Origin of the sequence: Aporhodopirellula sallentina SM41, assembly GCF_000346505.1 — a bacterium.
Taxonomy (GTDB): Bacteria; Planctomycetota; Planctomycetia; order Pirellulales; family Pirellulaceae; genus Rhodopirellula; species Rhodopirellula sallentina.
On record NZ_ANOH01000156.1, the window covers coordinates 21,874 to 28,850 of the forward strand.

6 protein-coding genes are annotated in these 6,977 nt (G+C 58.7%); 4 read left to right on the forward strand and 2 right to left on the reverse strand.

Going from position 1 to position 6,977, the window contains the following annotated elements; genetic code table 11:
* Nucleotides 1-263: 263 nt before the first annotated feature.
* Nucleotides 264-677, reverse strand: a complete 414-nt coding sequence (locus tag RSSM_RS10305) for a hypothetical protein (protein WP_008677647.1) — start codon at nt 675-677, stop codon at nt 264-266.
* Complete coding sequence (locus RSSM_RS10310) at nt 677-3,040, reverse strand: hypothetical protein (protein ID WP_008677649.1); 2,364 nt, start codon at nt 3,038-3,040, stop codon at nt 677-679. Before RSSM_RS10310 ends, RSSM_RS10305 begins: the two co-directional genes overlap by 1 nt.
* A 137-nt stretch (nt 3,041-3,177) precedes the next feature.
* Between RSSM_RS10310 and RSSM_RS10315 the strand changes: the two genes are divergently transcribed.
* The 4 genes from RSSM_RS10315 to RSSM_RS10335 form a co-directional block, all read left to right on the forward strand.
* Nucleotides 3,178-3,702 carry a putative molybdenum carrier protein gene (locus RSSM_RS10315; protein ID WP_236621064.1) on the forward strand — a complete coding sequence of 175 codons (525 nt, stop codon included), beginning with the start codon at nt 3,178-3,180 and terminating at the stop codon, nt 3,700-3,702.
* 275 nt (nt 3,703-3,977) lie between these two features.
* On the forward strand, nt 3,978-4,298 hold the full coding sequence (locus tag RSSM_RS10320) for a hypothetical protein (RefSeq protein WP_008677655.1): 321 nt from the start codon (nt 3,978-3,980) through the stop codon (nt 4,296-4,298).
* Entirely contained in the window at nt 4,298-5,707 is a 1,410-nt protein-coding gene (gene miaB, locus RSSM_RS10325) for a tRNA (N6-isopentenyl adenosine(37)-C2)-methylthiotransferase MiaB (RefSeq protein WP_008677658.1), read from the forward strand. Before RSSM_RS10320 ends, miaB begins: the two co-directional genes overlap by 1 nt.
* A 497-nt stretch (nt 5,708-6,204) precedes the next feature.
* The coding region (locus RSSM_RS10335) for a M16 family metallopeptidase (RefSeq protein WP_236621065.1) at nt 6,205-6,977 on the forward strand (773 nt) is incomplete at its 3' end.

The following is a 6,977-nucleotide window of genomic DNA, read 5'->3' on the forward strand; positions in this document are numbered from 1 at the left end:
ACCAGCCCGCTGCGCCAGCGAGGGATAGGGATTTCAATCAACAGTCGACCTGATTTCGTTTAACCGGTAGCCGTAGGCAACGTGCAGTGGCAAGTAGGTCGCCTACGGCTGCCCGTTAAACGAATTAATCAACAGCCCTTCGGGAGTTTTAGGTGCGTCTCTTGGATGGCCGAAAGTCTTGGCGACTTTCGCAACGCAATGGCGCCTGATTTTGGGGCGTTGCCATCGACTAGCGTCTTGGCTTTTTGGGGGCAGCGGTGGTCTTAGTTCGCGGTGCTGTTGGCGCGGCGGAAGGTGACCAGGTGAGCGATCGCGGCGACCAACATCGTAGCGCCGATCCAGCCGTGGAAGTCGATCAACGTGATCATCCACGGTGTAGACGTGGACGGCAACATGCACGCGTACATGCTCGCGATGGTGAGAAAACCTGTCAGCAGCAAAGTCCAGAACGTCCACGACGAACCCCGACTCGGCATCGGCGGGGATAACCAATCCGTCCACCGGAGAATCGCGTACACCGGTAACCCGACCACGACCAAGCCGCTCGCGAACATGTGCGCGAGTAAGCGATAACCGCCGAAGTGGCCGCCCCACCATGTCGGTAGCGAGGTTCCAAACAGCACGATCGCGGCGAGCAGTACGACCCCGAACGTTAGATTTCGGATCAATGTCAACATCACGATGTCCTTTCGGAAGTAGCCAGTGATCCCGTGGCGAGACCGCCACGTCGGTTCGCGGCGGCGGCCAATCCTAGCAGCATCATCACGCCGAGAACGACCAGCGATCCGGCGACCAACAATTTGTACCATTTGCGTCCGCCGAACATTTGGTTCCACAACAACCGGTCGGCTTCGTCGATCCCTTGGAGGCTGGCCATTGTGACTGCGGTACCGACGGCGGGGGCGGGCCCGACCGGCGTGACCGTCGACGCGAACAGAACGCTCTCATCGGCGTGACACTCCAAGCAACCGGTGGCACCGAGCGACCATCCGGCCGGACGAACGTTGTGTGCCATCGGCCAGGAAACCATGCTGACCGCGTCCGGGTTGCCGACTGAGACCGTGCGCAAACGATTCGGCGCGTCGGCTTCGTTGTCAGTCGTCGTTGCTTTTTTGGGGTTCGGTTCTTCCTCGGCATCGTTGGTTTCGGCGGGTTCCGGCTCGGCGAGTGCGTAGACTGTTCCGGTGGAAACGTAGACCGCCTGCTGCACATCGAGTTCTTCCTGGATGGCTTCGAGCGAGGCGGCGACTTTCTCGTCAAACAGAGCCTCGCCTTCTTTCAACTGCAACGCGTCGACTTGGTCGCGTTCCTCCGCGGTGTATTCCGACGGATCGACTTTGCCGCGTTCTTCGCCGAGCAATTCAACGAGGTCACGGGAGGAGAGTTTGGGTTTCGAGATTTCCTCGATGAAACCGCGGCGGACTCGGAGTGAACGTCGGGTTGCCGCGTAAACCTTTTCTGGCGAGAGCGGCCGCACGTTGCCATCGAGCATCTCGCCCCAATACGCTGGCCACATGCCGCGGGCGACCGTCACGCGTGCGTCGGGACCGGACGGGCGGGAATCGGAGGAGCCCGCGTGGTTATCGGATGAATCCTGATCCCCCGTTGAGTCGTGCATCGCGGCCGGATGCGAGGAGTCTTCGGGGATGAAGAGCGGGCCGCGGATCGACGGCAGTTCTTCGCCGGTGCGGTGAGCCTTCTCGCCGAGTCCATGTGCGAGCGACGTCATCAGTCCAGCGGCGGATGACGAAGGAACCGGGCCGCTGTGGCACGCCGTGCAGGTTAGTTTTTCAAAGTGCAGTGGCGGCAAACCGTCGTGGTCAGGCAATGGGGCACCAAGGCGTCCGGGACGGTTCGTGATTTCAAGTTGGGTGATCGAGTTCTCGCGGTCTTCTTCGTCGAGATAGAAGTCCGTACCGAGATGGCATCCGACGCAGTTCAGCGTGGTCATCGATGCGAACGATTCGGGATGTTGTTCGCCTTCGAAACCGCGTGCGATTTGGTGGTCGATTCCGTTTCGGTGGCAGTCGGTGCAGTTCATCCCGGCACGCAGGTGCACGTCGTTGTCGTGAATGAATCGCGATTCGATGCCGTCGTCGCCAACGGTGCGTTGGCTGTGACATTGGTAACAGGCATTATTTTCGACGTGACGGACGAGATCCATGAAAACGCTGCCATCGGGGCCGAACCGATTCGCATCGTATTTGACCTTCGGTATCTTCGACTGCGTCCGCGGATCGTCGGGGTCGGTACCTTCTTTGATCCGCGCGACCGAACCGTCGATCTCGCCTAACCGCAGCGCCGCCGTGGGGGCCCACGCGAAGTTTTCTGAACCGATGGTGTCGCGGCGAAGTTCAAAGTCGTAGGCACCGGAGACGGCGTGGCAGACCATGCAGTCGACTTCGAGATCGCCGGTCAACTGCCACCGTGAGGGCGGAACTTCGTCGGTGGAGTCGGCATCGGTCGTTTCCGCGGAGGGACGTTCGTCCTGCGATCCCATCCCGCCACCGGGCAGTCGGCCGCCGAAGTGTCGAACCATTTCTAGTTCAGTGATACCGATCGCGTCGGGGTTAAAACGTCCCGGCCAGTTACGGTAACTCAGCGGCAGTTGCGTTCCGGTTCGCGAGTCGGTCCAGATCCAAGGTTCGCCCGGCCGTCCGTCGGTGACTCGTTCGTGACTCGAATCGGCAGCGTTGGTTCGCTCTGAATCCTCGAGGTTCGCTGAATCATCGCTCGAGTTTGTCGATGCCGCGCGGAGCGTGTGGCTGCGAAACGCGTTGAAGTGCCATCCGTGCGAGATGGTTTCGTAGTCGTGGCAACGACCGCAGGTGTTCTTGGGCGAGTACGGTTGGTCCGAATCGGGAGTGATCTTTCGATTGTTGATGTCGTAAAGAACGATGTGGTGCAGGTATCGCTTGTCACTGTCGGAGTGTGCGAAGCGTCGACCGCCGTCGGCGCCCCAACACAAATTCGTCAGCCCGCCGAGTATTAGTACGACGAACGGGATCGCTAGCCATGCGGTTTTCGATGCTTGCCTCATACGGTTCTCCATGTGGAAGGTTTTCATGCGCCGAAAACGCTGCGTCAAGTTGGGGGACAGTTCGCCGCAGTCGGGATCACGGGAATTTTCCCGCGCGGCATCTTTCCTGGTCGGGCCGCGTGTTTCCCGATGGGAGTGTGCGTCGCTATATTGTGGCGATGCAAGATCCTGATTTGTTTTCCAGTTTGGACCCCGCCGTGGAACGTTTTATTCCCGAAAAAATTGTGTCGGGTGGGCAGACGGGAGTCGACCGTGGTGCGCTGGATTCGGCAATGGATTTGGGAATCGATCACGGGGGATGGTGTCCGGCGGGACGGCTCGCCGAGGACGGCCGCGTTCCCTCGGAGTACCGGCTCGATGAATTGTCGTCGCGTTTTTATCCGGATCGTACCGAGCAAAACGTGATCGATTCCGACGCAACATTGTTGCTGTACCGGGGCCAGATCAGCGGTGGGACGAAATTGACGCAGCGGATTTGTTGCAAAGCGGGCAAACCGTCGCTGAGTGTATCGATCACGGACGAGGAGACCGCCGCGGCGGAAATTGCCGGATGGCTCGATTCGCTGCGGCCTCCGGTTTTGAACGTGGCCGGGCCGCGAGAGAGCAACGAGCCGGGAATTCAGGCGGAAACCCGGGAGCTGCTGCTGCGGGTGCTCGGATAGTCGCCGGGCCGGGAATAGTCGCTGGGCCGGGATCGGAACGCGGCGTTGCATTCTCGTGGTGGCGTTTTACTGGTTGCTGCGGCGATTTTCCTGCGATTCCATTCGTGCCGTCGACGCACCGGCGGGCCGTCGTTGTTGTTCCCGAGGAGGTGTTTCCCTAATTTTTGTAGGTTTCGCAGTGTGAACGGCGGCTCGTGTGGCTGAATTCTTCAGTAACCCGCTTTCGTTTCGCAGAGCCAGATGCCTTTCGGAAACCGGGCTGTGGCGGTTATCCTATGACGTTGAACGGATTCCCCTTGCCCGATTGGTGTCCTTTGCCCGAATTGTTTTCTCCTGCCTTCCTCGCTGACGGGCTGCCTGCCTTGTGGTGGACCGTTCGCGAATGGTGTTTTGCCGATGGATTCGTCGGCGCCGGCGTGTTCTCATCGATCAATTGGTTGTGGGTCGTGGGGGCCGTTGCCTCGATTTACTGCCTCGTTTCGGCGATGGGGCGTCGGCAAACCCGGCTGACCGAAGTGCTTCGCAAGCACGTGCAAAAACACAAGGACGCCCACATGCCAACCGAAACCGCTAACGAGACTGAAGATTCCGCGTAATGACCAAAACCGTCTATATTAAAACCGTCGGCTGTCAGATGAACGTGCTCGACAGCGAAATGGTCATCGCTGACCTGAAGCGGCACGGCTATCAAGTCGTCGACACGCCCGACACCGCTGACCTGTTGCTGTACAACACGTGCAGCATTCGGGAGCAGGCCGAAGAGAAAACGTACAGTGCCCTGGGTAAACTGCGTGACACGAAAGACCGCCATCCGGAGAAGAAGATCGGCGTTCTCGGATGCATGGCGCAGAAAGACCAAGAAGTCATTTTCCGCCGGGCCCCGTTCGTCGACATGGTCGTCGGTCCTGGGCAGCTGCACGCGTTGCCGCAATTGATCACCAACATCGACTCCGGCGAAGGCCGTCAGATGGCCGTGTCACTGGGGCGAACCGAGGGTAAACAAGCCGTCGTGGCGCGTTCGCACGAGACGTTCGATCCGCTTCGCGATCCGTCAATGCGGCCGACTCCGTTCCAAGCGTACCTGCGGATTCAAATCGGATGCGATAAGTTCTGCACGTACTGCGTTGTGCCCAACACGCGTGGTCCGGAGCAGGGACGTTCGCCGGTCGAGATCCTGTCGGAAGCGCGTATTCTCGCCGAACAAGGTTGCCGCGAGATCACGTTGCTCGGTCAAACCGTCAACAGTTATCGCCATCGCGGTGAGGACGGGGATACGGATTTGGCCGCGCTGCTCGAACAGTTGCACGAGATCGATGGCATCGAACGTTTGAAGTTCGTGACGAGTTATCCCAAAGACATGACGGAGCGTTTGTTGACGACGGTTCGTGATTTGCCGAAGTGTTCGCCGTACCTCCACGTGCCGGCACAAAGCGGCAGCGACGCGGTACTCAAACGGATGAAACGCGGATACACCGTCAGTCAGTACATGGAGATGTTCGAGCGGATCGAATCGATCCTGCCCGAAGCCGCGGTGAGCAGCGATTTCATTGTCGGGTTCTGTGGCGAAACGGATGAAGACTTTCAGAAGTCGGTCGACTTGATCGAGCGATGTCGGTTCAAGAACAGTTTTATCTTCCAGTACAGTGTGCGCGGCGGAACGAAGGCGGCCGAGCGGCTCGAGGATGATGTGCCTCGCGAAGTGAAGGCTCAACGCAACAACGAACTGCTCGCGGTGCAAAATCGCGTCGCGAAAGAAGGCAACAAAAAGCTGCGTGGGACGACGGTGCAAGTGCTGGTCGAAGGGCCGAGTAAGAAGGCGGGCAAAGCCGATGAGGACGCGTCGATCGTACAGATGACCGGGCGAACTCATTGCGACCGAATCGTCGTCTTTGACGGAAACCGTCGACAAGCCGGACAACTGTTGGACGTCCATGTCGACGAAGTCACCAGCCACACGTTGATCGGACGCGTCCGTACGGTCGAATTGGTGTCGATCGGGCTGTAAACCTCGCCGCGTTTGCACCGTCTGATCGGGCGTCTGTTTGTACGGCGATTTCGTACGTTCCTTTTCGCCGAGTCAGGTTTTTCGCCGTACCAATTTTCTACCGAGACATGTTTTTTGCCGATCTATGTTTTTGCAGAGCCATGTTTTTGCCGAGCCATGTGTCAAACGATGTTCGGCGAAATTCCTGTTCGGCGAAATTCCTGTTTGGCGAAATTCCAGTTTGGCAAAGTTACTATTTAGCAAAGTCCCCACTCCGCGAAATGCCCACTCGGCAAGCTTGCACACCGACGAGTCGCACTGGTGCCGCAGTTGCCAAACGACGTCAACGACGGTGACGCGATTCTCGAATCGATTGTCCGCGTCACTTTGAATGCCTTTTTGTTCTCGCTTGGTCGCGACCGCTTCCCCAACGCAACATCGTTTATCTCTCCTCGCGTCTGATCAACATGCTCTCAACCGCAACGCCGTCCGTGAAAACCCGCAAACTCGAAAACGGTATGACCGTTCTATGGCAGCAGATGCCGTGGCTGCGGACCGCAGCGTACACGCTGTGGATGCCCGGTGGGATCACTGCGGAGATTCGTGACTTGCCGCCGAACGTGGATCCGGTCACTCGGTGCGGTTTGGCATCGTTGACCGTCGAGATGGTCCAACGTGGTGCGGGGGCCTACAACAGTCGCCAATTCGTTGCCGCCGAAGATAATCTCGGCATCGATTCCAACGCGGCGTCATCGACCAGCATCACAGGATTCTCGGCCGCGATGCCTGCCGAGTCGCTCGGGCCGGCGATCGGTTTGCTCGCCGATTTGGTACGGCGTCCGCACTTGCCCATCGCCCAGTTCGAAGACGCCAAGATGATGCTGCGTCAAGAAATGCTGGCCAACCGGGACGAGCCGACGCAGCGATTGATGAAACGACTTCGACAGCGACAGTACGGCTACCAGTTGGGCCGCAACGGCATGGCGAGCGAAGAGAGCCTAGCATCGTTGACGATGGATGACGTGCGTGAGTTCTACACACAGCATTTCCATGCGGGCGAAAGCATTCTGTCGATCGCGGGTAACTTCGACGATGCCGAGATCAATGATCTGATCGATCAAACCTTCGGCGATTGGAAGACGGGAACGTGGGACGGATTGCCCACGCCGGATCCGATCGAAGGTCACGAGCACATCGAATTGCCCAGCAGCCAAACGCACATCGGTTTCTCGTTCGACAATATCCCTTACGGTGATCCCGAATACTTCGTGATGCGAGCGGGCATTGGGAT

Coding starts and splice junctions, on each gene's coding strand:
- RSSM_RS10305 (WP_008677647.1), bottom strand. CDS start 677: ATGTTGACATTGATCCGAAATCTAACGTTCGGGGTCGTACTGCTCGCC.
- RSSM_RS10310 (WP_008677649.1), bottom strand. CDS start 3,040: ATGAGGCAAGCATCGAAAACCGCATGGCTAGCGATCCCGTTCGTCGTA.
- RSSM_RS10320 (WP_008677655.1), top strand. CDS start 3,978: ATGACGTTGAACGGATTCCCCTTGCCCGATTGGTGTCCTTTGCCCGAA.
- miaB (WP_008677658.1), top strand. CDS start 4,298: ATGACCAAAACCGTCTATATTAAAACCGTCGGCTGTCAGATGAACGTG.